Source organism: Ruegeria arenilitoris (genome assembly GCF_013032445.1).
GTDB classification, from domain to species: Bacteria; Pseudomonadota; Alphaproteobacteria; order Rhodobacterales; family Rhodobacteraceae; genus Ruegeria; species Ruegeria arenilitoris_F.
In genome coordinates, this window is record NZ_WQCA01000007.1 from 219435 (window position 1) to 236300 (window position 16866).

Genomic DNA, 16866 nt, shown 5'->3' on the forward strand with positions numbered 1-16866 from the left:
TTTCCCTAGTCGATCTTCTGACCGGTACATCCTTCAAGCTCAGGCTATGCCAAAGCTGCGTCCAGCGCACCAGTCTTTTCCCCGGTCAACTTGACAATTGTCATGTTGCGGCGGCCTCAACGCGCATAACGTCACTCCAAAGCCAGTATTCCGGGGAGCCAGAAAGATGGACTACGAGCGATTTTTCAGTCAGAGCCTCGATAGTTTGCGGGAAGAAGGAAACTATCGCGTCTTCATCGACCTGCAACGCCGCTGTGGGTCTTTCCCGAACGCCCGCCAAACTGACGGGCAGGTTCAGCGGGATGTGCGAATCTGGTGTTCGAATGACTATTTGGGCATGGGGCAGCATCCTTCCGTAATCTCAGCCATACACGATGCGCTGGATCGCTGCGGCGCAGGCGCCGGGGGCACACGGAACATATCAGGTACCACTCACGATCACGTGCTGCTCGAGGCCGAACTGGCCGATCTGCACGGAAAAGAAGCCGCTCTTCTTTTCACATCCGGATATGTTTCAAACTGGGCCGCCCTCGGTACTCTTGCATCGAAAATCCCCGGGCTGATCGTGTTTTCAGATGCCTTGAACCACGCCTCGATGATCGAAGGCATCCGCCACTCACGCGCTCAGAAGGTCATCTGGAAACACAACGATCTCGAGGATCTTGAGGCGAAACTGGCCGCCGCTGACCCCGATGCTCCGAAGATGATCGCATTTGAGTCGGTCTATTCCATGGACGGCGACATCGCCCCCATCAAAGAGATTTGCGATCTGGCAGACAAATACGGTGCCATGACCTATCTGGACGAGGTCCACGCCGTTGGCCTTTATGGTCCGCGCGGTGGTGGCATCGCCGAACGCGAAGGCCTGATGGATCGCCTTACTGTGATCGAAGGGACCTTGGGAAAAGCCTTCGGAGTGGTCGGAGGCTATATCGCCGCTTCGGCCGCGCTGTGTGATTTTGTGCGCAGCTTTGCCAGCGGGTTCATCTTCACCACTGCCCTGCCCCCATCAATCGCGGCCGGAGCTGCGGCCTCAATCCGGCACCTGAAAGAGTCAAACGCCGAACGTGATCTGCAAAAGGCCCGCGTGGCGCAGGTGCGTGCCCGACTGGACGCCGAAGGCATTCCACATCTGCCTAACCCCAGCCATATCATCCCTGTGATGGTCGGCGATCCGGTGAAGTGCAAGTTCATCTCGGACACGCTGCTTGAAGAATTCGGCATCTACATCCAGCCGATCAACTATCCCACCGTTCCAAAAGGAACCGAACGCCTGCGGATCACGCCGTCTCCGGTACATAACGATGCCGATATCGACCATCTGGTCAATGCGCTGTCGGCCCTTTGGCAACGATGCCAGATTGCGCGGATGCCGATGGCAGCCCAGTAACTCAAAGCGCCCCTTAGCTTGGGAAACTGCCGCCCGCACAGGGCGGCTTTTTTCTTTCAGACTAGGTAGAGGCCGAAGATCAGTACCGCGAACGCGGTCAGAACCATGGTGAACCCACGCAGCCAAGACGGGCTGTGGGCAAGTTCCAGATATTTCGCGAGGATTATGCGGGACTTGGCCAATGCGAGGATCAGAATCCCGCCGCCTAAAAGCTTCGGTGCTATGGGCATCATGGTCAGAAAGGCGGATGCGACGCTGAGCGCCAGCAGGGCAAGCCAGGCGCATGTGATTGGGCTTGGAAGCCTCCGGTGGGAGTACTTGGAAAAAGATGAAGTAACGCGCATCGCTTTTATCCCAGCAAGTAGATCACGGGAAACAGCATGATCCAGACCAGATCGACCATATGCCAGAACTGGGCACCCGCTTCGATATTGCGGGCGTCATCCCGCCAGGAAACCAGCAGCAGGATACCGACCCCGGCCAGCACATGTGCGGCGTGAAAGCCGGTCAGCAGGTAGTAGAACAGAAAAAATGGGTGCGTTTCGAAACTGATCCCCTGCGCCGCTTTGTCCGCGTATTCCGTGCCTTTGATGATCAGGAACACCACGCCCAACAGGGCTGCTCCAATTAGGGCCAGACGCGCCGCCCCGCGCCGGGCGGCTTGTCGCCAGTGCAGGGCTTGCGCGGCCAGATAGCCGGAGGTGACAAGAACGGCGGTGTTGAACGCGGCGCCCGTGCGGTGCAGATGCGCCTGCGCCTCGGCAAAGCCCGCCGGGTCGGTCAACCGCACACCCATAAAGGCGATCATCCCGGCGCCGAAGACCAGCAGCTCCGAGATTATCAGAACCCACATCAGCAACTCGCCCGGAAGCTCGTCGATCAGAGAGGTATCGCTCATGCGCCGACCAGTTGGCGGTAGATCTGCGGCAGCGCCATGGTCAGACGGTGCGGGTCGGGGATGACGGCGAACCCGCCCTGCCCGAACATGCGCGGGAACCAGCTTTTGCCGGTTTTGTCGATGGTGACACCAAAGACCGACTGCCCGGCCCGACGGGCTTCGAGGACAGCTTGCCGCGTGTCTTCGATGCCGTGACGGCCTTCGTAGTGATCCAGATCGTTCGGCTTGCCGTCGGTGATGACCAGCAGCAGGCGGCGTTTGCGCGATTGCTTGGCCAGATCTGCAGAGCAATGGCGGATCGCCGCCCCCAGTCGCGTGTAATGCCCCGGCCGCAACGAGGCGATGCGCTGCTCGACCGTTGTGCCCATAGGCTCATCAAACCGCTTGCAGCGCTGCACATAGACCCGCTGGCGTTTCAGCGAACTGAAGGCGTGGATGGCAAAATCGTCACCGCAGGCGTTCAGGCCCCAGGCGAGCGCGGCCAGCGCCTCGCGTTCGATGTCGATCACGGCGCGGCCCGTGACGGCGCTTTCGGTGGAGCGGCTGACATCCAGCACGATAGACACCGCCAGGTCACGGGCCACAGGGCGGGATTGCATCCAAACGCGTTCATTGCCTTCGCCGCTGGCCATCCGGTCGGTTTCGGCCCGTACGGCGGCTTCGATATCCAGCTGATCTCCATCCAGATGGCCGCGCGTCATCACACGGCCGGGGCGCAGGGCCTCGAACTGGCGTTTGACGGCGCGGATACGGCGGGCGGTGGCGGGGTCCTTGCCAAACTCGGCGGCGTCTTCGCGGATATCGGCATCCGACAGCAGTACGTTCACGTGGTCCGGCAGATACTGCCCGGTGCGAACATCCCATTCCGGATAGAGGATACGACCAGACAAACGCTCGCGGTTCACATCCTCGGGCGCAAGGTCCAGATGCAGTTTCAGCTTGGTTGGCGGCGCTTTGGATATCTGACCCAACCCAATCTCTTCCTGATCATCCGCAGCCTTTTTGGCGTTGTCAGGATCATCGTCGTCAATCCGGCGGTTGATATTCAAAAACTCAGCCCAGCTGAGGATCGCTTCGAACTTGTGCAGGATAAAACTGTCGCTGCGCTCGGCCTGATCGGACTTGCGGCGACGGGCGCGGTGGGTCTTTTCACCGGATTCTTCGGGGTCGCCTTCGGTTTCCGGGTTTTCAACCTCGGTATGTTCAGAAAAGCCAACGGCGCGCAACTCAGGCCACAGGGGCACCGGGCGGAACGACTGATAACCACGCGGAGCCGCGACCTCGGCTTCCATCTCCAGAAACGCCTTTGCGCGGTCCGACAACGGATCGGGATCACCCAGCATATGGCGGACGATGCCTTCCACTGCTGCTTCCGTCGGCGGCAGGTCGGGAACACTGCGTTGGTGCAGCAGCCCCTTGCACAGCTCGATGTACAACGGACGCAGACCCGGGGCATCTTCCAACGTGGCATCGACCATCGCCCGCGCTGCAATCAGCGCATGCAGATCAGCGCGCAGCGGATCATCTTCGTCAATTCGGGTTCCGGCATGCGCTGCCGCCGCAGCCAGCCAGACATAAAGCGCGCCGTTTGCTTCGCGCGCGGGAAAAACGGCCAACCGATCCGGCAGGCGCAATACTTCACCATCGAACGAGGCGCGCGGCATCAGTTCAACTTCGGTCGCCAGGCGGCGACGCCAGCTCAGGCGGTGGCGTGAAACCTCGGGCGAGACCGGGCGCAATTCAACGCCCGGACTACCCCCAAGCCCCCTGAAGAGGACTGCCAACCGCCCCGCGACCTCTGAGAGGCCGACCGCGGCTCCAACATGCACCTCAGGTGCATCGAGGCGGCTGGCAAGGGTGTGCCACAGTTTCCCGATCGTTTCTTCGGGTTCCCATGGCTCAAAATCGATCCTGACCATCGGCGGGCCTCACCCAAAGACAGCCGTGACAAGATCGAGGAGCCCGCGTTTGATATCCTCGTCATCAGTCAGAGGTTCGATCATAGCGGCAAGGATGGCGCGATCGGTCGACATGCCCTGTGCGATCAGTGTCGCGGCATAGACAACCAGACGGGTGGAAACGCCTTCCTCAAGATCCTGACCCTTGAGCCCGCGCAGCTTGTTCGCCAACCGGATCAACGGTTTGCAACGCTCCAGCGCCAGTCCGCTTTCTTGGGCGACAACCTCGGCTTCCATCTCGGGCGACGGGAAGTCGAATTCCAGCGAGATAAAGCGTTGCCGGGTCGACGGTTTCAGGGTTTTCAGGATATTCTGGTATCCGGGGTTGTACGAGGCGACCAGCATGAAACCGGGGGCGGCCTCAAGTTCTTCGCCGGTGCGGTCGATCGGCAGGATGCGCCGGTCGTCTGTCAACGGGTGGAGCACGACGGTCACGTCCTTGCGGGCCTCGACCACCTCATCAAGGTAGCAAATCGCACCTTCGCGGACCGCGCGGGTCAGGGGGCCATCGACCCAGACGGTCTCGCCGCCTTTCAGCAGGTAGCGTCCGATCAGATCAGCAGCGGCCAGATCATCATGGCAGGCCACAGTATAAAGCGGGCGACCAAGGCGTGCAGCCATATGAGCCACAAAGCGGGTCTTGCCGCAGCCTGTCGGCCCTTTCAGCAGAACCGGCAGATCGTTGTTGTAGGCGGCGGTGAACACATCGCATTCATCGCTCTGGGGCAGGTAGAAGGGGGCGTTTGCCGCCCCCTCATTCAGTTTTATGGAGCCGTCCATATCCATTACTCCGCAGGGGTTTCAGCAGCGCCGGATTCAATGACCTCTTTCCGGGGAACCCAGATCGAGTAGATGAACAGCAGCGCGCCGAGGACAACGACGACACCCGAACCAAGACGCATCCAGTAGAAGATCGCGATCTGGTCCTGCACGTCCATGAAGTAGTCACCGACCACACGTTGCATGTGTGTCTGCACGGTTCCGCCGAAGGTCAGCACGAAGGTCATGAAGACCATGCCGCTGGTCATCAGCCAGAACGAACCCATGTTCAGCACTTGGTTGTACGGATCACGGTTCTTCAGGATCGGCATCGCATAGCTGAAAATCGCCAGGTTGAGGCAGACATAGGCACCGTAGAAGGCGAGGTGACCGTGCGCCGCGGTGATCTGCGTGCCGTGGGTATAGTAGTTCACCCCGTGCAGCGTGTGCAGGAAGCCCCAGACACCGGCACCAAAGAAGGCAAGCGTGGCACAGCCCAGCGACCACAGCAACGCGGCCTTGTTGGGGTGGTCACGACGGCCTTTCCAGACCATGACGAAGGCAAAGGCCATCATTGCGAAGAACGGGATCACCTCGAGGCTCGAGAAGATCGAACCGATCCACTGCCAGTACGCGGGCGTACCGATCCAGTAGTAGTGGTGACCCGTACCAAGGATGCCCGAGAACAACGCGGCGGCGACGATGACATAGAGCCATTTTTCGACGATCTCACGGTCCACACCGGTCAGCTTCAGCATCAGGTAGGCCAGGATCGAGGCCATGATCAGTTCCCACACGCCTTCAACCCACAGGTGGACGACATACCACCAGTATTGTTTGTCCAAGGCCAGGTTGCCGGGGTTGTAGAAGGCAAACAGGAACAGTAGCGCCAGACCCCACAGCCCCAACAGAAGGATGTTGGTGATGGCGGTCTTCTTGCCCTTCAGAACGGTCATCGACACGTTGTAAAGGAAGATCAGCGCGGCCACGACGATGCCCGCCTTGACCCATTTGGGTTGTTCAAGGAACTCGCGCCCTTCTTTGCCCAGCAGCCAGTTGCCTTCAAACAGGTTGAAGACATAGGTCACAACCACGCCCAAAGTACCGACCACCAGAATGATCAGCTGCAGATAGGCCAGCTTGGTCGAGTGGATCTCGCGTTCGGACTCTTCCGGGATCAGGAAGTAGGCGGCGCCGAAGAAGCCCAGGATCAACCAGACGATCAGCGAGTTGGTATGCAGCATCCGCACGATGTTGAACGGCAAAAGCTCACTCAGAAAGTTTGGGAATACATAGATCAGCCCGGCCAGCAGGCCGCCGATCACCTGTATCGCGAACAGGGCCATTGCCACCGCAAAGTAGGCATAGGCGATTTTTTGGGATTCGTATTTCATTGCTCCGTTCCCTTTCTCAGCCTGCCTCGTTGGGCGGCCAGCCCTGAGCGTCGATATTGTCCGTCCAGATCAGGAAGTTGGTCAGGTCGCGGAGCTCTTCGTCGCTGAGGTTGAATTGCGGCATCTGCCGACGACCGGGAATGCCGGTCGGCTGCGCCTCCATCCAGCCTTTAAGGGACTCAAAGGCCGATTCCGGATCGTCGAGGACGCCCCAGCGGGTCATTACATTCGCGACTTCGGGCGCAAAGTAGGCACCTTCACCCATGATCGTATGACAGTTGATACAGGCGTGTTTTTCCCAGACATGTTTGCCCCGAACCACACTTTCATCGAGTTTTGCCGAATTTTCGGAATTCACGATATACCAGTGGGAATGGGCCGACAGGGCCAGGAAGATGAGGATAAAGAACAGTGACCCGCCATAAAATATGTTGCGGGCCATGCTCTTGGTCATGACTTCTCGCATTGCGCTCTCCTTTGCGCAGATTAGCTAGTCTGAACACCATGGCGGTTGGCTCATGGTGTCTCCTTAACGAAAGTCAAGGCTGGCAGAAGTAATTAGAATTCATCCTGCCCGTGCCGCCCGAGGTCCTGTCAAAGCAGGCCACATAGCTATGAGGTACAGAGCAAAGGCGCACACCCAAAGGCCATCGGACAGCAGCATCGCCACCATATAGCCTGCGTTCAGCTCGGCCCCGACCCAGCGCGACAGGGCGGCTACGGCCATCAGCCCATAGGCAACAACCATTGGTGCAGGCGCGATCAGCGCGCGACCACTGTGACCCAGCGCAGCGCGGCTCATGACCGCCAGGGTCATGCCACCGACGCAGCCAATGCCCAGAACGTGCAGGGCGGCGACTTCATTGCCCAGGCCGAGCACCGACAGGCCCCAGAGAATCAGCCCCAGCGCCAGCATCCAAAGCCCAAGATGCAGCGCCAGCAGAATCGGCTGCCGCGCCGCCCAGCGCGCGCGCCAGCGGGCCATGCGCAATACCTGCACCACGCCCAACACCAGCGCCGCCACCCCGGCCACCGGCCCGGCACCAAACACCAAGGCAGTCAGTGGCAGAATTAGAGCCAGAATCATGCCTGCCTTATCCAAGGCAGCGACCGACACCGGCCAGTCCGCCTCGGGCACGCCCTCGCGTTTCATCGCATTGCGAGTAAAGGCCGGCGTGATGCGTCCACCCAGAATGGCGATCATCGCACAAAGGCTCAGCAGCCCAGCGCGCAGCCCGGTTTGCAACGTGTCCGCCGTGATCCCCATCCATTCCAGATGAGTCAGGAGGTCTGCGACCCAGATCAGGCTGAGCAACAGCAGAAAAATCATGTTCTGCGGTTTCGGGCGGCGGATTAGCTGCGTCAGGATTTTAGCCGCCAAAACAGGCACAAAGGCCAGATCGACTACTGCAACGAATACCGGTGGCAACATCCCTGAAAACCACATGGCCATCCGCCCCGCCAGCCACAACCCGGCGGCCAGAGTGATAAAGCGTGCCCGTGCCTCGGGCGCGCCGGTCCAGTTGGGCACGGCCGTCAGAAAAAACCCGCCCAGCGCGGCGGTGGCATAGCCGAAAATCATCTCATGCGCGTGCCACATCGGTGGCGTCATGCCATAGTCCGGCGCCATGTAGGGCACCGCCAGCCATAGCCCCCAAACCAGGCCAACAAACAAGCCGTAGAGGCCAGCGGACAGAAAGAAAACACGGAAACCCTCACCAAGAACACGGGTGACGATTGCGGGCATGGCTGCTCTCCTTGACGGTTTTCCAAGTCCTAGCAGCGCAACTGGGCCGGCGACTTAACCAAAATCAAAACGGCGAAAAACATGCCCCTAAGACTCAGATTTTTCCGAGGTTTTTTTGGCATTTTTTCCAGTTGCCCACCCGAATTGCATCCCTTGCGTTGACTTTCGTCAAGGAACACCCACGCGCGATATCTCAACCTTGGACCTGCCTCACCACGCAAATGGAGAGTGATCATGTCACTTGGAATCAGCTACAACAAAACTGGCCGCGCCTTTGGGGTCGGTTTGGCGATGCTGCTGGGCAGCGTCGCTGCACCAGCCTTCGCCGAAGAGCCAACCCTCAGCGAGGAAGCGTTTGAATCATCCAAACAGCTTTATTTTGAACAATGCGCAGGCTGTCACGGCGTTCTGCGTAAAGGTGCCACCGGTAAGAACCTTGAACCGCACTGGAAAAACACTGCGGCCGACGGCACCGTAACCGAAGGCGGCACCCTTGCACTTGGGCAGGAACGCCTTGAAAAGATCATCGCCTGGGGTACCGAAGGCGGTATGAACAACTTCTCGGACATTATGACCGAGCAGGAAATCAAGGACATGGCGACTTACATCATGATGGAGCCGCCGAAACCGCCAGAAATGTCGCTGGAACAGATGATGGCGACCCGCAAGGTTTATGTCGAAGAAGCCGACTACCCGACCGAACCGCTGCACGGACGCAACTGGGAGAACTTCTTTGTCGTCATCGAACGTGACGTAGGCAAGGTGGCCGTGATCGACGGCGACACCAAAGAAGTGCTGGCGCACATCCCGACGGGTTATGCGGTACACGTTCTGAAAGCCTCGGAGCACCATAAACTGGAAGAGCCGGAAAACCCGGGCCGCTTCTGGTACACCATGGGCCGCGACGGCAAAATGACCAAAATCGACCTGTGGCAAAACCCCGAGAACATGCTCGTGGCCGAGGTCAAGATTGCCTATGACGCCCGCGACGTTGCCGTGTCCGGCGACGGGAAATACGTCATCGGTGGCGGTTACTGGCCGCCGCACTTTGCAATCGTCGATGCCCAGACCATGGAGCCGGTCAAAGTCGTGTCCACACGCGGTGTGAACGTCGACGGGGACTATGTGGAAGAAGCCCGCGTGGCCGCCATCTACACAACCCCGAACGAACCGACATGGATCGTTGCGGTCAAAGAACTCGGCCAGCTGTGGCAGGTCGACTATACCGATCTGGACAATCTGCGGATCGACAAGATCGACAGCGCCAAGTTCCTGCATGACGGGTTCTTTGACCCGACCGGCCGGTACTTCCAGATCGCCGCAAACGCGTCGAACAAAATGGTCGTTGTCGACACCGAGACTCACAAGCTTGAGGCTTTGATCGACACTGCTGCCCTGCCGCACCCCGGCCCGGGCGCAAACTGGATCGACCCGAACTGTGGTCCTGTGGCCGGTACAACTCACCTTGGTGTGGGCACCGTGACGGTCTGGGGCAACGACCCGGAAGGTCACCCGGATCAGGCGTGGAAAGTCTGCTACGAGACCGAAACCGACGGTCCCGGCCTGTTTGTACGGACCCACCCGAACTCAGATTACATCTGGGCGGACCAGACCAAGCACCCCGAGCCTGAAATTCAGCAATCGGTGCAGGTCATCTCGAAAGAGACCGGTGAGATCGTGAAAACCATCCAGATCACCGAAGACGAAGGCAGCGCTGCCGTTCACTTCGAGTTCAACGCGGATGGTACCGAGGTCTGGGTCTCCAAATGGAACCTGTCGGACTCGAAAGAACCCAACGGTCAGATCGTGATCTTCGACGCCAAGACGCTGGAAGAAATCGGTCGCATCGACGGGCTGTTTGCCCCGACCGGCAAGTTCAACGTCTACAACCGTTCGAACCACGTCACGTGACGGGTTCATAACCGACACCGGAAAGGGCGGGCCCCTCGCCCGCCCTTTCTTCGTTTGACAATTCAGCCAAATCCGCCCGCCCGACACACCGGGCCAGTCAAGAAAGCCAAAACGGAGCCCGGATATGACCTCCGAACCTGATAAAAAACCACCGATCTGGCGCCGGTATTTCCTGTGGGGGATGCCCGTGGCCGGCATTGCCGCGGCCTTTGCCGCCGGCATTATTTTCTGGGGCGGGTTCAACACCGCCATGGAAGCCACCAACACCAAGGATTTCTGCATCTCGTGCCATGAGATGCGCGATTTCGTCTATGAGGAATACACCGGCACGATCCATGACGTGAACCGTTCCGGCGTGGGCGCGGTCTGTTCCGACTGCCACGTTCCCAAGGACTGGACTCACAAGATCATCCGCAAGATCAAGGCGTCCAAAGAGCTGTATGGCAAGATGGTTGGCACCATCAACACCCGCGAGAAGTTTGAGGCCAAGCGCGTGCACCTGGCCATGAACGAATGGGAGCGGATGAAAGCCACCGACTCGCGCGAATGCCGCAACTGCCATGATTTCGAGTCGATGATGCCCGAGTTCCAGAAACCCCGCGCGCGTCAGCAACACCTGAACGCAATGGAGATCGGTCAGACCTGTATCGACTGCCACAAGGGTATTGCGCACTCGGATGCCCGCGACCGGGCCGACGAGGAGTATCTGGAAGAGCTTGAAGCACCGAACCCAGCGTTCATCCGCCCAATTCCGCCGGAATACCTTGCAAGCCTTGCCAAAATCGAGGCTCAGGAAGCCGCCGAAGCCGAAGCTGAAAAAGCCGCGAAAGCAGCTCAGCAAGAGGCAGTTCAGGCCCAGATCGCAGCCGCTGTTGACGCAGCCGTTGCCGAAGAACGCGCCAAGGTAAACGGAGAAGAGGCCACAGCGCCCGCAGGCGGCGGTGGCGGCGATGTCCCAGGCAATGTCGACTGGAACGCCGTGGCCAGCGCGGATCTGAAACTGTTTTACCCCGGTCAGGCTTCGTTCGAATGGGTGCAGAACGGCAAGTTCCACGGTGGTGCCCGCCCGCTGACCAAAGGCGGCGATCAGTGCTCGACCTGTCACGCCAAGGAACTGGATACAATCGGCAACAAGATTGTGGCCGGTGGTGATCTGGAACCAACGCCGATCCCCGGCAAACGTGGTGTCATCGATGCAACCGTTCAGGCCGCGCATGACGACGAGAACCTGTACATCCGCATGCAATGGCCGGATGCGGGCCACAGCCCTGCCCCCTTCGTCGAAGGTGGCAAGATGGACCCCGACAACCAGATCAAGGTTGCCATGATGATCACCGGCACCGGTATCGAACTGGGCGATCAGGTGGGCTGCTGGGCTTCGTGCCACGCGGACAACTCCTACATGCCCTTTGATCCGGGTGCCGAGGCGATTGCTGCCAATGGTGATGTCTCGGGTCGTCTGGCCACGCAGGACACGGTGACCAAATACATCAGCGAAAGCCGGACTGAGGTTGACACCAAAGGCCGCCGCGGCAAGCCGATGGGTGGTTGGGATAAACTGCACACCGCCGAGCAGATCGAACAGTATCTGGCCGATGGCACCTATCTTGACCTGATGCGTGTCTATGCGGACGGCAGTGCCACCAACGGCTACCTGCTGGAACAGCGCGTGGTCAATGACGGCGAGATCGCCGCCTCGGCCGAGCTGTCCGGCGGTACGTGGACGGTGGTCTTTAGCCGCCCGCTGAACTCTGGCGCGCCCGGTGATGTGCCGCTAGAGGCTGGCAAGACCTACACGGTCGGCTTTGCCATCCATGACGACTTTGCCGCGGCGCGGTTCCACCATGTGACGCTGAACACCAGCCTTGCACTGGACGACGACACAGCTAACATCAACGTGGTTAAACAATAAATGAAGGGGCCGGTTGATCCGGCCCCTTCCCCTTTTGGAAAGGAGACATGGACGATGAAACCCCACCGCCTTCTTCCCGCGCTGCTGCTTTTGGCTGCGCCCGCCTGGGCCGATGAAACCGCCGATATCTGCGCCGAGGCCGAAGAGCGCTATGTCGAGCTGTTCGGCCAGCCCTCTTCCACAGTCGAGGACGCCGAGGTTGTACTGATGTACAAATACAATTTCTGCCCCCGCGAGTTGACGGTAAAGGCAGGCACCACCGTGCGCTGGGTGAACGTGGACAAACGCACCAGCCATTCGGTTGCTCTGAAAGACGGCAGCGAGCCCGAAAGCGACCGGCTGTTCCCCGAGGAATCAGTGGACATGACCTTCCTCACGCCCGGCCCGCAGGAATACCTGTGCGGCCCGCATTGGGAAACGCAGAACATGATCGGCATGGTCACCGTCGAACCCTGAGCCGAGGCAAAATACAGGCAAGATCAAAGGAGCGCGGGAGCAAATCCCGCGCTCCTTAACTTATGTCAAGGAGGTTGGTTTTCGATTGCGCCAACCTGCCGTCATGACACGCCCGGTTCACCCAGCAACGTCCCCTATTCGCGCGTGGAAGCTGCCGGAAGGTCCGGGTTCCGAAGACATTCAGATCAAGCGAGTTAGCACATGAGCGGTAAGGTTTTTCTGATTGGCGCCGGCCCCGGCGACCCCGAACTGATGACCCTGCGCGCCCTGCGTATGCTGCAAGAGGCCGACGTGGTCGTCTATGACCGGCTGGTTTCGGACGACATCCTCGCCCTGCACGCCGACGGTGCGCGGCTGATCCCGGTGGGCAAGGCCCCCAAATGCCACACTGTACCGCAGGACCGCATCAACGAAATCCTGAAAGAAGAGGCCTTAGCCGGTCACACCGTCGCGCGCCTGAAAGGCGGCGATCCGATGATCTTTGGGCGCGGTTCGGAAGAGGCCGCCTACCTGATGGCCCACGGTGTCGCCGTTGAATACGCGCCTGGCATCACAGCAGCACAAGGGGCGTCCTGTTCGACCGGCGTACCGCTAACCCATCGCGGTCTGGCGACATCGGTGCAATATGTCACCGGCCACCGGCAGGCCGACAAGGTACTGGATTTGGATTGGAAACGTCTGGCAGATCCGGATACGACCCTGGTGGTCTATATGGGCGTCGCCAATATCGGCCAGATCGCCATGGGGCTGATGACCGAGAACCTGCCCGGCTCGACCCCCGTTCTGGCCGTGGGCAAAGCCACCACGCCGGATGAAAGCCGCATGGTATCCCGCCTTGATCAACTGGCGGCCGATGTGCGCAAAGCCGACCTGAAAGCGCCGACGCTGTTCATCATCGGTAAGGTGGTATCGCTTTATGCGGAACAGCCGCTGGCGGACCTGTTGGAACAGGCTCATGGCTAAGCTTGGTCATAAGAGCCTGGGGCAGCGCCCGGCCCCGGCGGGGGGCCAAACGCCTTGCCGGGGGGTGGGCCGGGTGTTGCCTCGCAAGACGGCCAAACGTCCGGGTTGGACGGTGCACGCCGTGCTGACAACCGCCGTGGTGCTGGCCACATCCGCCTTTGCCGCCGATGCGATTGATCCCAACGCGCTGAAACGACTTGTCCATCAGGATTGCGGTTCGTGCCACGGGCTGTCTCTAAAAGGCGGCCTTGGCCCCGATCTGCGGTCCGAGACGCTGGAACACTATGACCCCGACGTCCTGACCGGAGTCATCCTCGATGGCATTCCCGACACCGCGATGCCCCCATGGCGGCCCCTGATCAGCGAAGAAGAGGCCGAATGGATCGCCCGTTACCTGCTGGAACAGGAGGCACAATGAAACACCTCATCCTCGGCCTTGCAGCCACCCTGATGATGACCACGGCAAACGCCGAACCCACCGCAACCGGTGATCTGGGCCTGGTGATCGAACGCGCCAAGGGCTCTGTCCTGTTGGTGGACCAGTCCGATCGGGCCGCGCTGGCCCGGATCGAGGGGCTGGGTGATCTGTCCCATGCCTCGCTGGTCTATTCGCCTGATGAACGCTTTGGCTATGTGTTCGGACGTGACGGCGGCCTGACCAAAGTCGATATCGTCACCCGCCAGATCGTTAACCGCGTCGTGCAGGCGGGCAACGCCATCGGCGGCGCGATCTCGGACGATGGCCAGCTGGTCGCCGTGTCGAACTATGAACCCGGCGGCGTACGTGTTTTTGATGCCGAGACGCTGGAAATGGTTGCCGACATTCCGACCGACAGCAAGACCATCGGGCTGGTCGATGCGCCGGGCCGTCGCTTTGTGTTCACCATGTGGGATACGGGCGAGACCTGGATTGCCGATTTCGCCAAGGGCGAGCCTGAGATCACCAAGATCACCGACATGGGTAAGAACCCCTATGACGCGCTGATCACCGCAAATGGCCGCACCTATATCACTGGCCTGTTCGGCGAAGACGGCCTGACCGCGCTGGACCTTTGGGCCGACAATCCCGAACCCATCCGCGTATTGCCCAACTACGGGCGCGGACAGGAAGAGATGCCCGTTTACAAGATGCCCCACCTCGAAGGCTGGGCCCTGACCGGGCGCGAATTTGTCCTTCCCGCCGTTGGCCATCACGAAGTTCTGTGGATCGATGCCGACACGCTGACCGAGACCGGGCGTACCAAAACTCACGGACAGCCGGTCTTTGCCATGGCTCGACCCGATGGGCGTCAGGTTTGGGTGAATTTCGCCCACCCGCTGAACGACACGATTCAGGTGATCGACAGTGTCACCAAAGAGATCATCCACGAATTCAAGCCGGGTCCAGCGGTACTGCACATGGAGTTCACGCCCCGTGGGCATGAGGTTTGGGTCAGTGTGCGCGATGCCAACAAGGTCATGGTCTACGACACCCAGACCTTTGAGAAACTGCGCGAGATCGATGCGGACAGCCCCTCGGGCATTTTCTTTACCGCACGTGCGCACAGAACGGGGCTGTGACAGATGGATCATATCACTGACCCGATCGACCGCCGCCTGCTGGATGAGTTCCAGCGTGATTTCCCCATCACCGACCGTCCGTTTCAGGTTCTGGGCTACCTGCTTGGGCTGGAAGAGGCCGAAGTCATCGACCGCCTGACCCGAATGCGTGCAACAGGCCGGATTACCCGCGTTGGCGCGACAATTGCGCCCGGCGCGGTTTCGGCCAGCACTCTGGCCGCCATCGCCGCGCCCGAGGAGCGTTTGGAGGAGGTCGCCGCAATAATCGACGCGGAACCCGGCGTGAACCACAATTACCAACGCGAGGATGACTGGAACCTGTGGTTCGTCGCCACCGGCCCGGACCGTGCGCATGTGAATGACACGCTAGCGCGGATCAGCCATCGCACCGGGCTGCGGGTGCTGGACCTGCGGCTGGTGCGCCCGTTCAACGTTGATCTGGGCTTCCGCATGTCAGGCGAAACCCGCAACGTGCCCGGCCCCCGCAATGTGGATTGCTCAGCCATGCGGGACGGGGATCGCCCCTTGCTGCAGGCGCTGAGTTCCGGCCTGCCGCTGGTCGCCGATCCCTTTGCGGAATTGGCACAGACACTAAATCGGCCCACGCCGGAGGTGATGACGCGGGTCGAGGCGCTGCACGATGCGGGCATCATCTCGCGTCTGGGCGTGATCGTACGACATCGGGCACTTGGCTGGTCAGCCAATGCAATGGTGGTCTGGAACATGCCTGCCGATCAGGTCGGCACAGCCGGTCCGGCCCTTGCTGCACATCCCGGAGTGACCCTGTGCTATGAACGCAACCCGGTCGAAGACATCTGGCCCTATCGCCTCTATTCCATGATCCACGCTCGGTCGCGCAACGAAGCACTGGAAACACTTTCTAGCGCCGTTGCACTGCCGGAACTGGCCGGTGCGCGCCACAAGGTGCTGTTCTCGACCCGCTGTTTCAAGCAGACCGGCGCGCTTATCCAACCAAAGGAGGCTGCGGCATGACGCTGGATACAACTGACCGCGCAATCCTGAACCGGATGCAGGATGACTTGCCGCTGGCCACCCATCCCTATGCCGCAATTGCCGCCGAACTCGGTATTGCGGAAAACGAGCTGCTGAGCCGTCTGACCCGCATGAAAGAAGAGCGTATCATCACCCGCTTTGGCCCGTTTTTCGACGCCGCTGCCATGGGAGGCGCGTTCTGCCTGTGTGCAATGGCCGTTCCGCCCGAGAATTTCGAAACCGTCCTGACCAAAGTCAATGCGCACGCCGAGGTTGCCCATAATTATGAACGTACGCACCGGCTGAACATGTGGTTCGTGCTGGCCACCGAAACACCCGAGGGGATCGAGGCCACTGCCGATGCCATCGAACGGGAAACGGGGATTGAGGTTCTCCGTTTCCCCAAACTGCAGGAATTTTTCATCGGCTTCCGGGTGGCGGCATGATCGACGCGAATGACAGAGAGATTATCGAAGCGCTGCAAGGCGGCCTACCGCTGGTGCCCGCGCCCTATGCGCAGGTGGCCGAGCGTCTTAGCATGGACGAAGACGCGTTGCTGTTCCGCCTAGCCGACCTGAAATCGCGCGGCGTGATCCGCCGCATCGCAGCTGCCCCCAATCACTACAAACTGGGCATGACCTCGAACGGCATGACCGTGTGGGATGTCGAAGACGACCACGTAACCGAACTAGGCACCCAGATCGGCTTATTGCCCTTTGTAACCCACTGTTATGAACGCCCACGCGCCCTACCCGACTGGCCCTATAACCTGTTTGCCATGGTCCACGGCACAGACCGAGACGAGGTCGAAGAAAAGCGCGCCGAGATCACCGCCATTCTGGGCGATGCCTGCCGGGCCAAAGATATCCTCTATTCCACGCGCATCCTGAAAAAGACCGGGCTGCGCCTGAAAACGAAAGGCTGA

17 protein-coding genes are annotated in these 16866 nt (G+C 60.1%); 10 read left to right on the top strand and 7 right to left on the bottom strand.

All coding sequences use genetic code 11. The features are described from left to right. The first annotated feature begins 166 nt into the window (after window positions 1-166). Window positions 167-1390, top strand: a complete 1224-nt coding sequence (hemA, locus tag GOW98_RS12275; protein WP_170332369.1) for a 5-aminolevulinate synthase — start codon at window positions 167-169, stop codon at window positions 1388-1390. A gap of 56 nt (window positions 1391-1446) precedes the next feature. Here the strand turns inward: hemA and GOW98_RS12280 are convergent, their stop codons facing one another. The 7 genes from GOW98_RS12280 to GOW98_RS12310 all read right to left on the bottom strand — a co-directional run bounded on the left by GOW98_RS12280 (window position 1447) and on the right by GOW98_RS12310 (window position 8146). Then, the gene (locus GOW98_RS12280) at window positions 1447-1734 is read right to left on the bottom strand and encodes a cytochrome C oxidase subunit IV family protein (RefSeq protein ID WP_170332371.1); all 288 of its coding nucleotides are present in this window, start codon (window positions 1732-1734) and stop codon (window positions 1447-1449) included. A gap of 5 nt (window positions 1735-1739) precedes the next feature. Continuing rightward, window positions 1740-2288 carry a cytochrome c oxidase subunit 3 gene (locus tag GOW98_RS12285; protein WP_170332373.1) on the bottom strand — a complete coding sequence of 183 codons (549 nt, stop codon included), beginning with the start codon at window positions 2286-2288 and terminating at the stop codon, window positions 1740-1742. Continuing rightward, the gene (locus GOW98_RS12290; protein ID WP_170332375.1) at window positions 2285-4207 is read right to left on the bottom strand and encodes a nitric oxide reductase activation protein NorD; all 1923 of its coding nucleotides are present in this window, start codon (window positions 4205-4207) and stop codon (window positions 2285-2287) included. Before GOW98_RS12290 ends, GOW98_RS12285 begins: the two co-directional genes overlap by 4 nt. A 9-nt stretch (window positions 4208-4216) precedes the next feature. After that, window positions 4217-5026: a CbbQ/NirQ/NorQ/GpvN family protein gene (locus GOW98_RS12295; protein ID WP_437436856.1), complete on the bottom strand. Its 810-nt coding sequence runs from the start codon at window positions 5024-5026 to the stop codon at window positions 4217-4219. 5 nt (window positions 5027-5031) lie between these two features. After that, window positions 5032-6399: a cbb3-type cytochrome c oxidase subunit I gene (locus tag GOW98_RS12300; RefSeq protein ID WP_170332379.1), complete on the bottom strand. Its 1368-nt coding sequence runs from the start codon at window positions 6397-6399 to the stop codon at window positions 5032-5034. A 16-nt stretch (window positions 6400-6415) separates the two neighbouring features. Next, entirely contained in the window at window positions 6416-6865 is a 450-nt protein-coding gene (locus GOW98_RS12305; RefSeq protein ID WP_170332381.1) for a c-type cytochrome, read from the bottom strand. Between the two features lie 99 nt (window positions 6866-6964). Next, the gene (locus GOW98_RS12310; protein WP_170332383.1) at window positions 6965-8146 is read right to left on the bottom strand and encodes an NnrS family protein; all 1182 of its coding nucleotides are present in this window, start codon (window positions 8144-8146) and stop codon (window positions 6965-6967) included. A 234-nt stretch (window positions 8147-8380) separates the two neighbouring features. Here GOW98_RS12310 and GOW98_RS12315 point away from each other — a divergent pair, with 234 nt between their 5' ends. From GOW98_RS12315 to ahbB (GOW98_RS12355), 9 genes are all read left to right on the top strand, one after another. After that, window positions 8381-10057 (top strand): cytochrome D1 domain-containing protein, encoded by a 1677-nt coding sequence (locus GOW98_RS12315; protein ID WP_170332385.1) that lies wholly within the window; start codon window positions 8381-8383, stop codon window positions 10055-10057. Between the two features lie 124 nt (window positions 10058-10181). Beyond that, window positions 10182-11969: a NapC/NirT family cytochrome c gene (locus GOW98_RS12320; protein WP_170332386.1), complete on the top strand. Its 1788-nt coding sequence runs from the start codon at window positions 10182-10184 to the stop codon at window positions 11967-11969. Between the two features lie 54 nt (window positions 11970-12023). Then, a complete protein-coding gene (locus tag GOW98_RS12325; RefSeq protein WP_170332389.1) occupies window positions 12024-12425 on the top strand; it encodes a cupredoxin domain-containing protein in 402 nt (133 codons plus the stop codon). A 201-nt stretch (window positions 12426-12626) separates the two neighbouring features. Next, entirely contained in the window at window positions 12627-13388 is a 762-nt protein-coding gene (gene cobA / locus GOW98_RS12330) for a uroporphyrinogen-III C-methyltransferase (protein ID WP_170332391.1), read from the top strand. A 76-nt stretch (window positions 13389-13464) separates the two neighbouring features. Then, window positions 13465-13806, top strand: coding sequence for a c-type cytochrome (locus GOW98_RS12335; RefSeq protein ID WP_217359561.1), 342 nt, complete (start codon window positions 13465-13467; stop codon window positions 13804-13806). Next, complete coding sequence (locus GOW98_RS12340) at window positions 13803-14948, top strand: cytochrome D1 domain-containing protein (RefSeq protein ID WP_170332393.1); 1146 nt, start codon at window positions 13803-13805, stop codon at window positions 14946-14948. Before GOW98_RS12335 ends, GOW98_RS12340 begins: the two co-directional genes overlap by 4 nt. A gap of 3 nt (window positions 14949-14951) precedes the next feature. Then, window positions 14952-15941 carry a siroheme decarboxylase subunit beta gene (ahbB, locus tag GOW98_RS12345; protein ID WP_170332394.1) on the top strand — a complete coding sequence of 330 codons (990 nt, stop codon included), beginning with the start codon at window positions 14952-14954 and terminating at the stop codon, window positions 15939-15941. Next, the gene (locus tag GOW98_RS12350; RefSeq protein ID WP_170332396.1) at window positions 15938-16387 is read left to right on the top strand and encodes an Lrp/AsnC family transcriptional regulator; all 450 of its coding nucleotides are present in this window, start codon (window positions 15938-15940) and stop codon (window positions 16385-16387) included. The genes ahbB (GOW98_RS12345) and GOW98_RS12350 overlap by 4 nt, the downstream gene beginning before the upstream one ends. Then, the gene (gene ahbB / locus GOW98_RS12355) at window positions 16384-16866 is read left to right on the top strand and encodes a siroheme decarboxylase subunit beta (protein WP_170332398.1); all 483 of its coding nucleotides are present in this window, start codon (window positions 16384-16386) and stop codon (window positions 16864-16866) included. The genes GOW98_RS12350 and ahbB (GOW98_RS12355) overlap by 4 nt, the downstream gene beginning before the upstream one ends.